This window comes from Rhizobium sp. GN54 (assembly GCF_021026345.1).
In the GTDB taxonomy this organism is placed as follows: domain Bacteria; phylum Pseudomonadota; class Alphaproteobacteria; order Rhizobiales; family Rhizobiaceae; genus Mycoplana.
The window spans coordinates 243,046-259,053 of record NZ_JAJNCZ010000006.1 but is presented as its reverse complement, the minus strand read 5'-3'; the positions used below and the strand labels follow the sequence as shown (position 1 = coordinate 259,053).

The following is a 16,008-nucleotide window of genomic DNA, read 5'->3' as shown; positions in this document are numbered from 1 at the left end:
GCCTGATGCCGCGGGAGGGTCGAATGCCCGTTGAAACGAAAACCACCTGCCCCTATTGCGGCGTCGGCTGCGGCGTGATCGCCCGTGTCGACGATGACGGCGCCGTCTCCGTCAGGGGCGATCCCGAGCATCCGGCGAACCTGGGGCGCCTGTGCTCGAAGGGCTCGGCACTGGGCGAAACGCTCGACCTCGACGGACGCCTGCTCCATCCCGAAATCGGCGGCCGACGGGCCGGATGGAACGAGGCCCTCGATCTCGTGGCCCGGCGCTTCGCCGACACCATCGCCGAGCACGGTCCGGATTCGGTCGCCTTCTACGTCTCCGGCCAGTTGCTGACCGAGGACTACTACGTCGCCAACAAGCTGATGAAGGGCTTCATCGGCTCGGCCAACATCGACACCAATTCCAGGCTCTGCATGTCGTCCTCGGTCGCCGGCCACCGTCGCGCCTTCGGCGCCGACACCGTGCCGGGGACCTACGAGGACATCGAGCTTGCCGATCTCGTCATCCTGACCGGCTCCAACCTCGCCTGGTGTCATCCGGTGATCTACCAGCGGCTCGTCGCGGCCAAGGCCGCCCGGCCGGGCATGAAGGTGGTCGTCATCGATCCGCGACGGACCATGACGAGCGACATCGCCGACCTGCATCTTGCGATCCGCCCCGACGGCGACGTGGCCCTGTTCAACGGCCTGCTGGCGCATCTCGCAAAGGGCACGGCGATCGACGAGAACTATGTCGCAGCCCACACGGCAGGTTTTGCCGATGCCTTTGCCGCCGCGAGCACGATGACGTTCCCTGCGCTGATGGAGCGAACCGGGCTCGGCGCCAGCGAGCTCCGCCGGTTCTTCGGCCTGTTCGAGCGGACCGAGAAGGTCGTCACCTGCTACAGCCAGGGCGTCAACCAGTCGTCTTCCGGCACCGACAAGGTTAACGCCATCATCAATTGCCACCTCGCCACCGGCCGCATCGGCCGTCCCGGCATGGGGCCGTTCTCGCTGACCGGCCAGCCCAACGCCATGGGAGGCCGCGAGGTCGGCGGGCTTGCCAACATGCTGGCCGCGCACATGGCGATCGAGAATCCGGAAGACCGCGACCGGGTGCAGCGCTTCTGGAGCTCACCGACCATCGCCACCCGCCCCGGGCTGAAGGCGGTGGACCTGTTCCAGGCCGTGGCCGACGGTCGCGTCAAAGCGCTGTGGATCATGGCGACCAACCCGGTCGTCTCGATGCCGGATGCCGGCGCAGTCGAGGCGGCCATCAAGGCTTGCCCCTTCGTCGTCGTTTCGGACATGCTGACGACGACCGACACCGCCCGCCACGCGCACGTGCTCCTGCCGTCCGCCGGCTGGGGCGAGAAGGACGGCACCGTCACCAATTCCGAGCGCCGCATCTCGCGCCAGCGCCCGTTCCTCGCCGCGCCCGGCGAGGCCCGCGCCGACTGGTGGCAATTGGCCGAGGTGGCTCGCCGCATGGACTTCCCCGGCTTCGATTTCGCCTCGCCGGCCGACATCTTCGCCGAGCATGCGCGGCTGTCAGCCTTCGAGAACGACGGCAGCCGCGACTTCGACATCGGCGCCCATGCCGGGATCGCGTCGGCGGGCTATGACGCCATGGTTCCCTTCCAGTGGCCGCAGCCGGCCGGTAAGACGAAAGCGACGACGCGCTTCTTCGCCAAGGGCGGGTTCTATCATCCGGACGGCAAGGCGCGGTTCGTCACCGTCGTGCCGGACGAGACGGACCGCACCAGCGCGGCCTACCCGTTCACGCTCAACACCGGCCGCATCCGCGACCAGTGGCACACGATGACGCGGACGGGAAAGAGCGCCCGCCTCTCCGCCCATATCGCCGAGCCCTTCGTCGAGATCCATCCGCGCGACGCTGTGGACGCCGGCATCGGCAATGCCGGCCTCGTCGAGATCGAGAGCCCGCGGGGCAAGGCGATCGTCCGTGCCCTCGTCACCGAACGCCAGGCGCGCGGCAGCGTCTTCGTGCCGATGCACTGGAACGACCAGTTTGCGGCGAAGGCCCGGATCGACGCGCTCGTGCCGCCGCTCACCGACAGGGTTTCCGGCCAGCCGGCCTCGAAGAACGTCGCCGTCGCCATGCGCCCCTTTCCCGCCTCGGCCTACGGCTTCGCCGTTGCCGCCAGCAGGCCTGCAGCACCCGCGGCGGACTACTGGGCGATCGCCAAGGCCGAGGGCGGATGGCGGTTTGAGCTTGCCTTTGCAACGCCGGCCAAGGACTGGACGGCATGGTGCCGAACCACCTTCGCCCTTCCGGACGACGTCGAGCCACTCGGCTATGCCGACCACCGCACCGGAGACCTCCGGCTCGCCTTCTTCGACGGCGACCGGTTGCTCGCCGCCCTGTTCCTCGCCCCGGAACCGGTGGCCGTGGCCCGCAGTTGGACGGTGTCGCAACTGACCGCGGCGCATGGCGACCTGCGCACGCGCTTTACCCTCGTCGCCGGGCGCCCCGGCGCCGACCGGCCCGATCCGGGCGCGACCGTCTGCTCCTGCTTTTCCGTCGGCGTCAACCAGATCGTCGCTGCCGTTCGCGGCGGCTGCCACACCGTCGAAGGTATTGGCAAGGAACTCAATGCCGGAACCAATTGCGGCTCGTGCCGCGCCGAGATCAGGGGGATCATCGATGGATGTCGTGCAGCCGCCGCGGAATGACAGCCCTGCCCGCATGGAGCCGCTTGCGAAGCTCCCGGTCTTCTGGGCGCTTCAGGGCAAGCGGGTCATCGTTGCCGGCGGTTCCGAGGCCGCTGCCTGGAAAGCCGAACTCCTGGCGGCCTGCGGCGCCGAGGTGCATGTCTATGCCGAAGACCTCGCTGAGGGATTCGGGGCTCTGATCGTGGCGAACGCAAATGCCGGCACGGCGACGGATGGCGGCAAGGGAGATCGACCCGGCCACTACGTCCATCATCCGCACGCCTGGCACGCCGCCATTTTCGCCGACGCAGTGCTGGCGATCGCCGACTGCGAGGACGAGGGCGAGGCCGGGAACTTCTTCGATGCGGCAAGGGCGGCCGGCGTCCCCGTCAACGTCATCGACAGGCCGGCCTATTGCCAGTTTCAGTTCGGCTCCATCGTCAACCGCTCTCCCGTCGTCGTCGCCATTTCCACAGACGGTGCAGCCCCGATCCTGGCGCAGGCGATCCGGCGCCGGATCGAGACGCTCCTGCCGCAAAGCCTGAAGTCCTGGGCCGAGCTTGCCCGGTCCTTGCGGGAGCGCGTCAACGAAAGATTGCTGCCCGGCCCCCGGCGTCGCGCCTTCTGGGAGCGCTTCGTCGACCGGGCCTTCGCCAGCATGGCTACGCCGGAGGAGGGCGCAGGCGGGGTGCTTCTGGCCGATGCCGAAAGGCTCGCGGAAGCCCCCGCCACCGGTCGGGTGACGCTGGTCGGCGCAGGCCCGGGCGATGCGGAACTGCTGACGCTCAAGGCCGTTCGCGCCCTGCAGGCGGCCGACGTGATCCTTTTCGACGACCTGGTCTCCGACGACGTGCTCGAACTCGCCCGCCGCGAAGCGAAGCGCATGCTGGTCGGCAAGCGCGGCGGCCGCGAAAGCTGCCGGCAGGAGGACATCAACGCGACGATGGTCAGGCTGGCCAAGGCCGGCAAGCGGGTGGTGCGGCTGAAATCCGGCGATCCGATGATCTTCGGCCGCGCCGGCGAGGAGATCGCTCATCTCGACCGCGAGAACATCGCCGTCGACGTCATCCCCGGCATCACGGCCGCGAGCGCGATGGCCTCGCGCCTCGGCATCTCGCTGACGCACCGCGACCATGCCCAGTCGCTCCGCTTCATCACCGGCCACTCGCGTCTCGGCGGGCTGCCGGCCGACGCGGACTGGCGCTCCGTCGCCGATCCGCGCACGACGACGGTGTTCTACATGGGCGGCCGCACCGCGTCCCTGATCGCCGACCGGCTGATCGCCGAGGGCCTGCCGCCTGCGACGGCGACGATCGTCATCAGCGACGTCAGCCGGCCCGGCGAGCGCAAATGGAGCGGTACGCTCGCAAGCCTGCCGGACGGTATTGCCGAGATCGGCTACGACAATCCGGTCCTGATCGCCATTGGCAGCGCGCTGGCAGCCCGCGCGATCGACCGCGACAGCCGGATCGAACCGCTGGCGCAGGCCCGGGCGGCCGGCTGACGACTGCCGGCCCGACTTGCCGATCCCGCCCGCCTCAGTGGTTGTGGCGCGGCGGCGTCCCGGCGATCTTGCGGAAATCCGCCGCCCCCTCGATCACCGCGCCATCGGAAAGCTGGGTGACGGTCTTCCGGTAGAGCCGCTGCCAGGGCGTTGCGTCGGCGGGCACGGGCGGAATGCCGTCGCTGCGGCGCCGCTCGATTTCCGCCGCCTCCACCAGCATGTCGCAGCGGCCCTCCGTCAGGGCGATCCGGATAATATCGCCGGTCCGCAGCCAGGCGAGCCCGCCGCCGGCGGCACTTTCCGGCGAGGCATTGAGGATGGAGGGGCTGTCGGCCGTCCCCGATTGCCGGCCGTCGCCGATCGTCGGCAGGCTGGTGATGCCGCGCTTCAAGAGATGGTCCGGCGGCTGCATGTTGACCACCTCCGCCGACCCCGGCCAGCCGAGCGGGCCGGCGCCGCGGATGACCAGAATGCAGCGGTCGTCGATGTCGAGCGCGGGATCGTTGATGCGCCGGTGATAGTCCTCCGAACCGTCGAACACGATCGCCCGGCCCTCGAACACGCCTTCCCGGCCCGGTTCGCTCAGGTAGCGCTGGCGGAATTCGTCCGAGATCACGCTGGTCTTCATGATGGCGAAATCGAACAGGTTGCCCTTCAGCACCAGGAACCCCGCCCGCTCCTTCAGCGGCCGGTCAAACGGCCGGATCACCTCGCGATCGGTCGCATGCCGGCCTTCGAGGTTCTCGCCGATGCTCTTGCCCGTCACCGTGCGACAGCTGCCGTCGAGCCTGCCGACGTCGAGCAGCTCGCGCATGATCGCCGGCACGCCGCCGGCGCGGTGGAACCGTTCGCCCAGGAAGCGGCCGGCCGGCTGCACGTCGGCCAGCAGCGGAATATCGTAGCCGTGCTCCTGCCAGTCCGCGGGGAAAAGTTCGACGCCGGCGTGCTTCGCCATGGCCGCCAGATGCGGTTGCGCATTGGTGGAGCCGCCGATCGCGGAATTGACGCGGACGGCATTCAGGAAGGCCTCGCGGGTGAGGATATCGGACGGGCGGATGTCCTCGAGCACCAGCTCAACGGCCCGCCGGCCCGTCCGGTAGGCCATCTGGCCGCGCTCGCGATAGGCCGCGGGAATGGCCGCGCAGCCCGTCAGCGACAGCCCGAGCGCTTCGGCGAGCGCGTTCATGGTCGAGGCCGTGCCCATGGTGTTGCAGTGGCCGATCGACGGTGCGGAATCCATCACCGCATCCACGAACTCCACGGCATCGATCTCGCCAGCCGCATATTTCCGGCGCGAACGCCACAGCACGGTGCCCGAGCCGACGAGGTCGCCCTCATGCCAGCCGTCCAGCATCGGCCCGCCGGACAGCACGATCGCCGGGATGTCGACCGTGGAGGCCGCCATGATCGCCGACGGCGTGGTCTTGTCGCATCCCGTCGTCAGCACGACGCCGTCGAGCGGGTAGCCGTACAGGATCTCGACGAGGCCGAGATAGGCGAGGTTGCGGTCGAGTGCGGCCGTCGGCCGCTTGCAGTTCTCGAAGATCGGATGAGTCGGAAACTCGATCGGGATCCCGCCGGCATCGCGAATGCCGTCGCGCACGCGCCTGGCCAGATCGACATGGTGGCGGTTGCACGGCGTCAGGTCGCTGCCGCTCTGGGCGATGCCGATGACCGGCTTGCCGGAGCGGAGTTCCTCCGGCGTGATGCCCTGGTTCATGAAGCGCTCGAGATAGAGCGCCGTCATGTCGATATGGTCGGGATTGTCGAACCAATCCTGCGAGCGCAGCCGGCGACCGGCCCCGTTGTTTCCTGTCATTGCCTCTTCCCTGGTCTTTTTCCTGTCATCCGGCGCACGATACGGTTCGCGCCTCGTCCTCGAAGCCGACCATTTCATTGCTTTGCGACCGGATCAACGGCGCACGCCATTCTTTTCAACATCGGCGGCCGCCATGCTTCATGCGCCGCCCTGATGAAGTCATCAGATATGCTGACTGGATTGCCGCGTCGAAATGTGGGAGAGGCGATAATCTCACTCTCGCTGCGGGCAGGTCCATGCCGGCGTGGCGCCCAACCTGCCGGACCTCGACCATGACGGACATCGCAGCCCCCTCCCGGTCTCTCGCTGGCGGAACGCGCCTGGGCGTAGCCCTGATGCTGCTCGGCATGGTGATGTTCACCCTGAACGACGTGCTCGGCAAATGGCTCGTCGCGACCTATTCGGCCCAGCAGGTCATGCTGGTCCGCAGCCTTGCGGCCCTCATCGTGCTGCTGCCCTTCTTCTGGCGCCATGGCTGGCTGCGGATCGTCCGGGTCGAGCGGCCGCGCCTGCAGGCGCTGCGCGCCCTGCTCGCCGCCGTCGAGGCGACCGCCTTCTATTTCGCCGTCGCCTACATGCCGCTGGCCGATGCCATGACCTACTGGCTCGCAGCCCCGATCTATATCGCAGCGCTTTCGCCGCTGATGCTCGGCGAGCATGTCGGCTGGCGGCGCTGGACGGCGATCCTGATCGGCTTTGCCGGCGTGGTCATCGCGCTGGAGCCCTCGGCCGCGAGCTTTGCCCTGCCCGCCCTGATCGCGCTCAGTGGCAGCGTCGCCTATTCCTTCGCCATCATCTTCAGCCGCTCGCTGAGGGCGACGCCGGATACGACGCTGGTCTTCTGGCAGATGGCGGCCGCCGTGATCGTCTCGCTCATCGGCATTGCCGTCCATCCGGCGAACTGGACACCGGTGCCGCCGCTCGACCTTGGCCTGCTCGGCCTGCTCGGCGTCGTCGCGATGAGTGCGCACATGCTGGTGAACCGGTCGCTGAAACTGGCCGACGCCGCGACCGTGGTGCCGCTGCAATATACGCTGCTGATATGGGCGGTGCTGTTCGGCTGGCTGTTCTTCGGCGACGTGCCCCGCCCGGCGATGATGGCGGGCGCCGGCTGCATCGTCGCCTCCGGCCTGTTCATCTTCTTCCGCGAACAGAAGCTCGCCCGCGCTGCGCGGCGCTGATATCCGGCGCTGCCACAGCAGCCATCGCGTGTCCGGCTCATTGACCGATGAGATCACAACTCAATATAAGTGATCACATTGAGATGGCTGGACCGCAGCGATGCGCAACCGGCCGGGGAACGAGCCAGGCGGGGGAAGCATCATGTCGGCGAAGGGTCCGGAAACGGCGACGGCGGAGCTCGAGGCCCGCGCGGTCGCCATCTTGCAGACGGAGCGCGCCCTGTTCGAAAGCCGGCGGCCGCTGGCTGCGGCAGTTCATGCCGCGGCAGGCCCCGGCTTCTTCGATGGCGTTCCGCAACACTGGATGCTCGACTGGCCCACGCCGTTTCCGCCCGTCATCGAGGCCGCCACGGGCGTCACGCTCACCGATATCGACGGCAACCGCATTACCGATCTCTGCCTCGGAGATACCGGAGCGATGTTCGGGCACGGACCGGAGCCCGTCCTGCGCGCGCTTGCCGGAGCCGGCACGCGCGGGCTGACCACCATGCTCCCCTCATCGGACGCGCCGGCCGTCGGCCGCCTGCTCGCCGAGCGCTTCGGCCTGCCGCGCTGGCAATTGGCCGCGACGGCGAGCGACGCCAACCGTTTTGCCATCCGCATTGCGCGCGCCGTGACCGGCCGGGCCCGGCTTTTGGTCTTCGACGGCTGCTACCACGGCGCGGTCGACGACACGCTCGTCGATCTCGTCGACGGGCGGACGGTGTCGCGCCGAAACCTGCTGGGCCAGGTGCGCGATCCCGGCGACCTGACCGTCTCCATTCCCTTCAACGACGAGGACGCCCTTGCTGCGGCGCTCGCGAAAGGCGACGTCGCCTGCGTCCTCGCCGAGCCGGTGATGACCAATTGCGGCATGATCCTGCCCGACCCGGGCTTCCATGCAACGCTACGGCGGCTGACGCGAGAGGCCGGCACCTTGCTGCTGATCGACGAGACGCACACGATCTCCAGCGGCCCCGGCGGCTACACCCGCCTGCACGGGCTGGAGCCGGACCTGATGGTGATGGGCAAGCCGATCGGGGGCGGCATTCCCGTCAGCGTCTGGGGCATGACCGAGGCGGTCTCCGATCGCCTGCGCGCCGTCCGCAGCCGGCAGAGCGGCCACGGCCACTCCGGCATCGGCACGACGCTGTCGGGCAGCGCCATCCAGCTCGCCTGCCTGCGCGCCTGCCTCGAAGAGGTGATGACCGACGAGGCCTATCGGCTCATGAACGCCCGGGCCGACCGGATCGAGGCCGGGTTCAAGGCCGCGATCGCCGAAAACGGCCTGGGCTGGACGGTCTCGCGCGTCGGCGCGCGCCTCGAGATCGTGTTCTCGCCGCGACCGGTGCGCAATGCCCGGGAGGCCCGCGAGGCAGCGTCCGACACGCTCGAGCAGGCGTTGCATCTTTCGATGCTCAATCTCGGCTATCTCCTGACCCCGTTCCACAATATGGTCCTCGTCAGCCCGGCCCTTTCGGCCGGACAGGCCGACGGGCTGGTCGAGGCGTTCGGCACCGTTCTTGCACGGATGACCGGGAGGGAAGGCGCATGACGAGGGATACCGCCGCCCGTCCGCAAGGCGCAGCCGGCATCGCGGAGGCCGAGGCGTTCCTGGCGACCCACCCGGAGATCGGCGCCTTCGATCTGGTCCTGATCGACATCAACGGCATTGCCCGCGGCAAGATCATCCGCCGCCACGAGCTGCTGCCGCTCTTCCGCTCCGGGCGCCACCTGCCGGGATCGATCCTCGGCCTGGACGTGTCCGGCGAGGACGTGGAGGAGACGGGCCTCGTCTGGTCCGACGGCGATGCCGACCGGCGCGCCTGGCCGGTATCGGGCTCACTGGTGCCCCTGCCCTGGACGGATCCGCCGCGTGGCGAGGTGCGGCTCTCCCTCTACGAACTCGACGGCACGCCGATGGCCGCCGACCCGCGGCATGCGCTGGCCCGGAGAGGCGCCATGATGGAAGCCGGGGGCTTCCATCCGGTGCTCGCCTACGAGCTCGAATTCTACCTGCTCGACCGGGAGCGCGACGCGGCCGGCAACTTCCAGCCGCTGCGGCTGCCGCTCACCGGCGAACGGCCCGAAGGCATCCAGGTCTACGGGGTGAGTGAACTCGATCGCCTGGAACCGTTCATCGACGCCGTCTATGCCGCCGCCGAGGCGCAGAAATTGCCCGTCGAGACGATGATCTCGGAATATGCGCAGGGGCAGTTCGAGCTGACGCTGCGCCACGGCAAGGCGTTGCGCGCGGCCGACGACCTCGTCATGCTCAAGCGCCTCCTGCGCGGCATCGCGGTCCGTCACGGCATGATGGCCTGCTTCATGGCCAAGCCCTTCGCCGGCCGCGCCGGCTCGGGGATGCACGTGCATGCGAGCCTGACGGACGAGACCGGCGAAAACCTCTTTGCGGATCGCGGGGACGCGTTGTCGCCCCTCTTGAGGCAGGCGGTGGCGGGGCTACTCGAGACGATGGAGGAATCCATGCTCGTCTTTGCGCCGCACCTCAACTCATGGCGACGGTTCTCGGCGCAGAGCTATGCGCCGACCACCCCGACCTGGGGCACCAACAACCGCTCGGTCGCCGTGCGCATTCCGGCGGGATCCGGTTCCGACCGCCATCTGGAGCAGCGCGCCGCCGGCATCGACGCCAACCCTTATCTCGTCGGCGCAACCGTGCTTGCGGCCATGCAGCGGGGTATGGCCGCAAACGCCGACCCCGGCCCGCAGACGACCGCCTATGCCGAGGGCCGGGACGACCAGCTTCCGCCCGATTGGCGCAGCGCCATCGAGAAGGCGGCGGGATCCGCCTTTCTCAAGGACGCACTCGGCGAGCGGCTGCATTTCGTTCTGCTTGCGTTGAAGCGCGCGGAATACCGCCGCTTCGCCGCCGAGGTCACTGCGCTCGAGCGCACACTCTACGGCGAAGTCGTCTGAACCACCTCCAGGGCAGCGGGCGGCGGCCCGCCGTCACCTGTCAGGCGCTTGGCCGCTCTTCCGCGAGAGGATCGACCGGCATCGCCGATACGCCGGTCCAGATACCGGACGGCTTGACGAAGCCGACCATTTCGGCCGCCATCAGCGTATCCACGAATTCCGTGTACTCGATGATGCGGCCATCCTCGAAGGTTAGCTTGTCCAGCATTTCGGTATCGATGAAGACATCCTTCGGGATGAAGCGGACGGGGCCGCTGCGGTGAATCAGTACCGTGTCCCCGTCGACATGGACGCTCTCGACCTCCATGTCCGACAGATCCCAGGTCGCCATCAGGTCGCTGAACCGGGCCCGGATTTCCGTCTCGCCTTCCACCATATGGGTCAGGGGGCCGAGCCTGTAGCTGCCGGTGATCCGAAAGCTGGCTCCTGGATCGACACAATTCATGATCGCGTCGATGTCGTTGTCGTTTCGCGCCCTGTAGAACGCGCGGACAGTCCTTTCGAGTTCTCTGCGATCCGTCATGGATGCTTCCCTCCGTTAGAACGGAGGGAGTGTGCGCCGCTTTCGCCGCCCGGGCAATTCGGAATGCCCCATCCAAAAGTATTAGCTTAACCTAATATGAATCGATGGAGCGATTCCGGACGGACGGTGCGTGTTCGTAGCGACGCCAGTCAGATTTCCTGATGCAGGTTGCGGCGCGACAGATTGCGCACGTCCCGTTCGCCGCAAAGCGCCATCGTGATGTCGAGTTCCTTGCGGATGATCTCCAGCGCCTGCGTCACACCGGATTTGCCGCCGGCGCCGAGCCCGTAGAGGAACGGCCGGCCGATATAGGTGCCCTTGGCGCCGTAGCACAGCGCCTTCAGCACATCCTGTCCCGACCGGATGCCGCCGTCGAGATGGACTTCCATGTGCCCGCCGACGGCATCGACGATGCGCGGCAGCATGCTGATCGAGGACGGGGCGCCGTCGAGCTGCCGGCCGCCATGGTTGGAGACGATGATCGCGTCCGCCCCCGTCGATACTGCCATGCGCGCATCCTCCTCGTCGAGGATGCCCTTCAGGATCAGCTTTCCGCCCCAGCGTTCCTTGATCCAGGCGACGTCCTTCCAGGACAGTTGCGGGTCGAACTGTTCCGACGTCCAGACCGACAGCGAGGACAGGTCGGTGACGCTCTTGGCATGGCCGACGATATTGCCGAACGTCCGCCGCTTCGTACCCAGCATCTGCATGCACCACATCGGCCGCGTCGCCATCTGCCAGACGTGCCTGGGCGTGAACTTCGGCGGCGCCGACAGGCCGTTGCGGATGTCCTTGTGGCGCTGGCCGAGGATCTGCAGGTCGAGCGTCAGCACGAGTGCGGAGCATTTGGCCGCCTTGGCGCGATCGATCAGGTTCAGCACGAAGTCGCGGTCCTGCATCACGTAGAGTTGGAACCAGAACGGCTTGGTGGTGACCGAGGCGACATCCTCGATCGAGCAGATGCTCATGGTCGAGAGCGTGAACGGGACGCCGAACGCCTCGGCCGCCTGTGCCGCCAGCATCTCGCCGTTCGCGTGCTGCATTCCGGTCAGCCCGGTGGGAGCCAGAGCCACGGGCATCGACACCGTCTCGCCGATCATCGTCGATTCCAGCGAACGGTTCGTCATGTCGACGAGCACGCGCTGGCGCAGCTTGATCTTGCGGAAGTCTTCCTCGTTCGCCTGGTAGGTGCCCTCGGTATAGGCGCCCGAATCGGCATAGTCGAAGAACATCTTCGGTACGCGCCGCTGCGCGCGCGCCTTGAGGTCGTCAATCGTCAGGATCTGGCTCAACTCTTCCCCCTACATGCGGAAGGGCGGCACACCGGTCGGTGCCGCCCCGAATGCGACGATCACCTTTTAGGGTCGGAACGTGAATTCGGCAATCGATTCCGGCTTCATTTCGATCGAGAAACCGGGGCGCGACGGCGGCATGTAGGCGGCGTCGCGAATGACGCAGGGATCGACGAAATGCTCGTGCAGATGATCGACATACTCGATCACCCTGCCCTCCTTCGTGCCGGAGACGGCGACATAGTCAATCATGGACAGGTGCTGGACATATTCGCAAAGCCCGACGCCGCCGGCATGCGGCCAGACCGGCAGGCCGAACTTCGCCGCAACCAGCAGGACCGACAGCACCTCGTTCAGCCCGCCCATGCGGCAGCTGTCGATCTGGACGATGTCGATCGCGCCCTCGGCGATGAACTGCTTGAACATGATGCGGTTCTGGCACATCTCGCCGGTTGCCACCTTCACCGGGCCGATCGCCTGGCGGATCTTGCGGTGACCGGCAATATCGTCCGGGCTGGTGGGCTCCTCGATGAAGTAGGGATTGGCGAAGGCCAGCCTGTTCACCCAATCGATCGCCTGGTCGACTTCCCAGACCTGGTTGGCGTCGATCATCAGATAGCGGTCCGGACCGATGACCTCGCGCGCGATCGTCAGGCGGCGGATATCGTCGTCGAGGTCGCGGCCGACCTTCATCTTGACGTGGTCGAACCCCGCATCGACCGCCTCCTGGCAGAGCCGCCGGAGCTTGTCTTCGGGATAGCCGAGCCAACCGGCCGACGTCGTGTAGCAGGCGTAGCCTTCACGCTTCAGGGTTTCGATTCGCTCCGCCTTGCCGACCTCCGCCTTCTTCAGGATGGCGATCGCCTCGTCGCGGGTCAGAACGTCGGTCAGGTAGCGGAAGTCGACGATGTCGGCGATCTCTTCGGCGGACAGTTCGCTGATCAGTTGCCAGACCGGCTTGCCCGCCTGCCGGGCCAGCAGGTCCCAGACGGCGTTGACGACGGCGCCCGTCGCCAGATGCATCGCGCCCTTGTCGGGACCGATCCAGCGCAACTGGCTGTCGCCGGTCAGGTGGCGCCAGTACTTGCCCGGCGCCTTGCGGACCTCGTCCAGATCCGTGCCGACGACGAGATGCTCCATCGCCCTGATCGCCATGCAGCAGATATCATTGCCCCGGCCGATGGTGAAGGTCAGGCCATGGCCGCTGACGCCGGGCTCGTCGGTATCGAGGATGACATAGGCGGCCGAGTAGTCCGGATCCGGGTTCATCGCATCCGAGCCGTCCAGGCTTTTTGACGTCGGAAACCGCAGGTCGAACACGCGCATGCCGGTGATGCGGGTCATCATTTCCTCCCATGATACGTTGCCCGCGACACTAGGTTTCCTATCGCGGGCACCGCTTGAAATCCTCAAACTGTACTTTATACATAAAGGACACATTTTGCCGCTGTCAACAAACGATACGGGGGATCGGGCGGCGGCTTGCCCGGCATCGGCAGCGTATGACAGCATGCCAGCCGAGCGCGGCAATTCGAGGGAGGACGCCATGTTCATCGACACCCACCTGCACCTGATCGACCAGTCGCGCCTCGCCTATCCGTGGCTGTCGGGTGCTGGCGACCTGAACCGCGATTTCACCTATCCGGAATATGCGCAGGAGGCGAAACGCCTCGGCATCGAGGCGGCTCTGCACATGGAAGTGGACGTTGCGACTGCGGACATCGAGGTCGAGACCGAGATGGTGCGCAGCCTCGCCGCCACGCAAGGGGACCTGATCGCCGGCGTCATCGCCGCCTGCCGCCCGGAGGAGATCGGCTTTGCGGCCTATCTGGAAAAATGCGAGGCCGATCCTTTCGTGAAGGGCTTCCGGCGCGTCCTCCATGTGGTTCCCGACGACATTTCCGAACAGGCGCTCTTTCGCGACAATCTCAAGCGGATGGCCGGCAGCCGGCTGACCTTCGACATCTGCATGCTGGCCCGCCAGCAGCCGCAAGCGCTGGCGCTGGTCGACAGCGCCCCGGGCGTCCGTTTCGTCCTCGACCACTGCGGCGTGCCAGACATCGTCTCCGGTGCGCTCGACACGTGGAAGCGCGGGATCGCCGAGATCGCGCGGCGGCCGAACGTCACCGCCAAGGTCTCCGGCGTCGTCGCCTATGCGGATCCGCAGAGCTGGACGGTCGAGACCATCCGCCCCTATGTCGAGCACATCGTCTCGAGCTTCGGCTGGGACCGCGTGGTCTGGGGAAGCGACTGGCCGGTCTGCACGAAGGGCGGCGGGCTTTCCACCTGGGTCACGGCGACGCAGGCCATCTTCGGCCCGTGTGCGCAGGACGAACGGGAAAAGCTCTACCGCGCGAACGCGAGGAGGATCTGGAACCTCTGAGGCCAAATCGTAGCCGGCGTCAGAGGCCGAGAGATAGGCGGAAGCGCGTAGAAAACGATCAGTGGCCGATCAGCCCGACGACCAGCGCGACGACGAACAGGAAGGCCGCGCCTGCGACCACATTGCAGACGATGCCGTCGAGGGCCCGACGCCGGGAGGGCTCCGCACGTGGGGCACGCGGTTCGCGATTGTGGCCGAAGTCCGCCTTGCCGAAAGCATCCACGTTGCTCATCGTCATCATCCTTCCTCTGGATGTCCGGCAGCGCCATCGGCGCACACCAGGCATCGAGCCGGGCCATCGATGCCCGCGAGGAACTATTATAGAGAATGTCTATAAGAAGGATAGGGTTTATTTTTCTCTTTTCCGTCACAATCATGAATGGGCGTTTTCTGCGTTTCGACCACCGCGAAAAAGGCTTGTCGCATCAAGGCGATCCGTAGAGCGCCCCCGATGTTTCCGCTTTTCGCGCTCGGGAAAATTCGTCCAAGCGTCGAATTAGCGCGAAGATTTTGGAGGCGGCGCGCGATATCAGAAGCATCAGCCCTGCGTTCAATCAGCTTTCGCAAGAAGGCCGGATGCCAGGTGGCGGAATGCCTCGAGCGCCTTCGCCAGAACGTCCTGAGGCTCTGCGCTGGCCGCGATCCACAGCGCGGCGTTCAGGGCGGCGCCGTTCAGGAGCCGCGCCGCCGCCTCGGGATCGACGGGCTTCAGGCGCCCCTCCTCGACCAGGCGCCGGACCTTGACGAGCGTCGCCTGCAGGCAGCTGTTCTGGCTCGGCCACTGCGACGGATCGCCGAGAACCGCCGGCCCGTCGAGAAGCACGATACGCTGCACCTCGGGCTCCAGCGCCATCTCGATATAGGCCCTTCCTTCTTCCAGAAGACCCTGCCAGTCGTCTCCGGTCGCATTTCCGATCGCCTGCGCGCGCGCCGCCATCTCGCCGTCGATGCGATCCACCACGGCCTGCAGCAGCCCGCGCTTGTCGCCGAAATTGTGATAGAGGGCGCCGCGCGTCAGCCCCACGGCGGCGGTCAGGTCGTCCATCGAGGCGTTCGCGTAGCCCTTCTCGGCGAACGCCTTGCGCGCCGCCTGGATCAGCTTGGCCCGTGTCTCCTCCATCATTTCCAAACGCCGGTTCGTTGCCAATTCGGACTCCTGTCTTTCACATACATCGCGTATATGTATTGACATACGCATCGTATGCCAATATTTCTACATACGCGACGTATACCAATATGCCTCGTCCAAGGGAAGCCCCGGTTGGGGACACCGGCAGACGGGACGCACCCAGAAACAACGACCGACAACGCAAGGAAGAGAACCAATGCAACGCGAACTGATCTTTCCGGAAAATCGTCACAGCCTCTATGAGAAGCACCGCTATTCGGCGGCCATCCGCTCCGGCGACCTGCTGTTCGTCTCCGGCCAGGTCGGCAGCCGTCAGGACGGCTCGCCGGAACCCGACTTCGAACGCCAGGTCAAACTTGCCTATGACAACCTGCGCGCAGTCCTCGCCGCCGCCGGCGGCACGCTCGACGACGTCGTGGACGTCACGACGTTCCACACCGATCCGGCCAACCAGCTGGATACGATCATGAAGGTTCGCGAAGAGGTGCTTGGCGGCGCGCCCTATCCGAACTGGACGGCGATCGGCGTCAACTGGCTGTCGGGCTTCGACTTCGAGATCAAGGCAATCGCCCGCATTCCCGAAAAGAGCTAGAAGCGGGCG

General features: G+C 66.7%; 13 protein-coding genes. 7 read left to right on the top strand and 6 right to left on the bottom strand.

Features of this window, described 5'->3' with window-relative positions:
* Positions 1-23 precede the first annotated feature (23 nt).
* Entirely contained in the window at positions 24-2,678 is a 2,655-nt protein-coding gene (locus tag LQK81_RS17690) for a nitrate reductase (RefSeq protein WP_230807693.1), read from the top strand.
* The gene (gene cysG / locus LQK81_RS17685; RefSeq protein WP_230807692.1) at positions 2,650-4,161 is read left to right on the top strand and encodes a siroheme synthase CysG; all 1,512 of its coding nucleotides are present in this window, start codon (positions 2,650-2,652) and stop codon (positions 4,159-4,161) included. Before LQK81_RS17690 ends, cysG begins: the two co-directional genes overlap by 29 nt.
* Before the next feature lie 34 nt (positions 4,162-4,195).
* On the opposite strand, the gene LQK81_RS17680 is transcribed toward cysG, so the two are convergent.
* Positions 4,196-5,980 carry an IlvD/Edd family dehydratase gene (locus LQK81_RS17680; RefSeq protein ID WP_230807690.1) on the bottom strand — a complete coding sequence of 595 codons (1,785 nt, stop codon included), beginning with the start codon at positions 5,978-5,980 and terminating at the stop codon, positions 4,196-4,198.
* 272 nt (positions 5,981-6,252) lie between these two features.
* Between LQK81_RS17680 and LQK81_RS17675 the strand changes: the two genes are divergently transcribed.
* From LQK81_RS17675 to LQK81_RS17665, 3 genes are all read left to right on the top strand, one after another.
* The gene (locus LQK81_RS17675) at positions 6,253-7,161 is read left to right on the top strand and encodes a DMT family transporter (protein WP_230807689.1); all 909 of its coding nucleotides are present in this window, start codon (positions 6,253-6,255) and stop codon (positions 7,159-7,161) included.
* Between the two features lie 142 nt (positions 7,162-7,303).
* Complete coding sequence (locus LQK81_RS17670; protein ID WP_230807688.1) at positions 7,304-8,695, top strand: aspartate aminotransferase family protein; 1,392 nt, start codon at positions 7,304-7,306, stop codon at positions 8,693-8,695.
* Entirely contained in the window at positions 8,692-10,080 is a 1,389-nt protein-coding gene (locus LQK81_RS17665) for a glutamine synthetase family protein (protein WP_230807687.1), read from the top strand. Before LQK81_RS17670 ends, LQK81_RS17665 begins: the two co-directional genes overlap by 4 nt.
* Before the next feature lie 40 nt (positions 10,081-10,120).
* On the opposite strand, the gene LQK81_RS17660 is transcribed toward LQK81_RS17665, so the two are convergent.
* The 3 genes from LQK81_RS17660 to LQK81_RS17650 form a co-directional block, all read right to left on the bottom strand.
* On the bottom strand, positions 10,121-10,603 hold the full coding sequence (locus tag LQK81_RS17660; RefSeq protein WP_230807685.1) for a nuclear transport factor 2 family protein: 483 nt from the start codon (positions 10,601-10,603) through the stop codon (positions 10,121-10,123).
* 149 nt (positions 10,604-10,752) lie between these two features.
* A complete protein-coding gene (locus LQK81_RS17655; protein WP_230807683.1) occupies positions 10,753-11,895 on the bottom strand; it encodes an alpha-hydroxy acid oxidase in 1,143 nt (380 codons plus the stop codon).
* A gap of 66 nt (positions 11,896-11,961) precedes the next feature.
* Entirely contained in the window at positions 11,962-13,239 is a 1,278-nt protein-coding gene (locus LQK81_RS17650; RefSeq protein ID WP_230807682.1) for an L-fuconate dehydratase, read from the bottom strand.
* A gap of 202 nt (positions 13,240-13,441) precedes the next feature.
* Between LQK81_RS17650 and LQK81_RS17645 the strand changes: the two genes are divergently transcribed.
* Complete coding sequence (locus LQK81_RS17645; RefSeq protein ID WP_230807680.1) at positions 13,442-14,278, top strand: amidohydrolase family protein; 837 nt, start codon at positions 13,442-13,444, stop codon at positions 14,276-14,278.
* Between the two features lie 58 nt (positions 14,279-14,336).
* Here the strand turns inward: LQK81_RS17645 and LQK81_RS17640 are convergent, their stop codons facing one another.
* Both LQK81_RS17640 and LQK81_RS17635 read right to left on the bottom strand, forming a co-directional pair.
* Positions 14,337-14,516: a hypothetical protein gene (locus LQK81_RS17640; protein WP_230807679.1), complete on the bottom strand. Its 180-nt coding sequence runs from the start codon at positions 14,514-14,516 to the stop codon at positions 14,337-14,339.
* A 312-nt stretch (positions 14,517-14,828) separates the two neighbouring features.
* A complete protein-coding gene (locus tag LQK81_RS17635; protein ID WP_263815048.1) occupies positions 14,829-15,401 on the bottom strand; it encodes a TetR/AcrR family transcriptional regulator in 573 nt (190 codons plus the stop codon).
* 202 nt (positions 15,402-15,603) lie between these two features.
* On the opposite strand from LQK81_RS17635, the gene LQK81_RS17630 reads away from it, so the two are divergent.
* Positions 15,604-15,999, top strand: coding sequence for a RidA family protein (locus LQK81_RS17630; RefSeq protein WP_230807677.1), 396 nt, complete (start codon positions 15,604-15,606; stop codon positions 15,997-15,999).
* The last annotated feature ends 9 nt before the right edge of the window (positions 16,000-16,008 follow it).

Bases quoted from the DNA above. Each gene is read 5' to 3' on its own strand.
- LQK81_RS17670 (WP_230807688.1), top strand. From the start codon at position 7,304: ATGTCGGCGAAGGGTCCGGAAACGGCGACGGCGGAGCTCGAGGCCCGC.
- LQK81_RS17630 (WP_230807677.1), top strand. From the start codon at position 15,604: ATGCAACGCGAACTGATCTTTCCGGAAAATCGTCACAGCCTCTATGAG.
- LQK81_RS17660 (WP_230807685.1), bottom strand. From the start codon at position 10,603: ATGACGGATCGCAGAGAACTCGAAAGGACTGTCCGCGCGTTCTACAGG.
- LQK81_RS17645 (WP_230807680.1), top strand. From the start codon at position 13,442: ATGTTCATCGACACCCACCTGCACCTGATCGACCAGTCGCGCCTCGCC.
- LQK81_RS17650 (WP_230807682.1), bottom strand. From the start codon at position 13,239: ATGACCCGCATCACCGGCATGCGCGTGTTCGACCTGCGGTTTCCGACG.
- LQK81_RS17675 (WP_230807689.1), top strand. From the start codon at position 6,253: ATGACGGACATCGCAGCCCCCTCCCGGTCTCTCGCTGGCGGAACGCGC.
- LQK81_RS17665 (WP_230807687.1), top strand. From the start codon at position 8,692: ATGACGAGGGATACCGCCGCCCGTCCGCAAGGCGCAGCCGGCATCGCG.
- LQK81_RS17640 (WP_230807679.1), bottom strand. From the start codon at position 14,516: ATGACGATGAGCAACGTGGATGCTTTCGGCAAGGCGGACTTCGGCCAC.
- LQK81_RS17690 (WP_230807693.1), top strand. From the start codon at position 24: ATGCCCGTTGAAACGAAAACCACCTGCCCCTATTGCGGCGTCGGCTGC.
- LQK81_RS17680 (WP_230807690.1), bottom strand. From the start codon at position 5,980: ATGACAGGAAACAACGGGGCCGGTCGCCGGCTGCGCTCGCAGGATTGG.
- LQK81_RS17635 (WP_263815048.1), bottom strand. From the start codon at position 15,401: ATGATGGAGGAGACACGGGCCAAGCTGATCCAGGCGGCGCGCAAGGCG.
- cysG (WP_230807692.1), top strand. From the start codon at position 2,650: ATGGATGTCGTGCAGCCGCCGCGGAATGACAGCCCTGCCCGCATGGAG.